Source organism: Rhodopseudomonas sp. BR0C11 (genome assembly GCF_010820945.1).
Lineage (GTDB): Bacteria > Pseudomonadota > Alphaproteobacteria > Rhizobiales > Xanthobacteraceae > Rhodopseudomonas > Rhodopseudomonas palustris_H.
This window is the reverse complement of record NZ_QTKI01000874.1, coordinates 1-401: the sequence shown is the minus strand read 5'-3', so window position 1 is coordinate 401 and position 401 is coordinate 1. Positions and strand designations below refer to the sequence as shown.

Genomic DNA, 401 nt, shown 5'->3' with positions numbered 1-401 from the left:
AGCCGAAGCCGAGCCGGAGCAGCGCGTCGGGCGCTTCTGCGTTCTTGTCGAAGCCGGCGGCGATGCCGACCGGATTGGAAAAGTTGAGCCCGAACGCTCGCACAGCGAGCTTGGAATCGTCGACGCGCGGCTTGACCGGCGGCCACAGCTTTAGGCCCTGGATCGCCAGCCGGTGCGCATCCTCCGGATCGAGCCAGCGCAGCAGCGGCAGCGAGACGGCATCGAACGCGCGAATCACGACGCAAGCTCCGGCACGACGTGGCTGCCGTCGGGGAGCGTGACCAGAACCTGCACGCCGGTCACCGCCGAGAGTGCAAGCTCGCCATAGAGATGCGGAAACAGCTCACCGCCGCGAGACGGCTCCCAGCGCAGCAGGTCGCCGAGCGCTTCGGCGTCCACCG

Annotated in this window: 1 protein-coding gene and 1 pseudogene; both read right to left on the bottom strand. The window is 68.6% G+C overall.

The genetic code is table 11. The features are described from left to right. Positions 1-238: pseudogene (locus DYI24_RS27890) on the bottom strand (quinone-dependent dihydroorotate dehydrogenase); the annotation flags it as partial. Then, positions 235-401: DUF952 domain-containing protein (locus DYI24_RS27885; RefSeq protein WP_164574587.1), on the bottom strand; the 167-nt coding region annotated here is incomplete at its 5' end. The pseudogene DYI24_RS27890 and the gene DYI24_RS27885, both read right to left, overlap by 4 nt.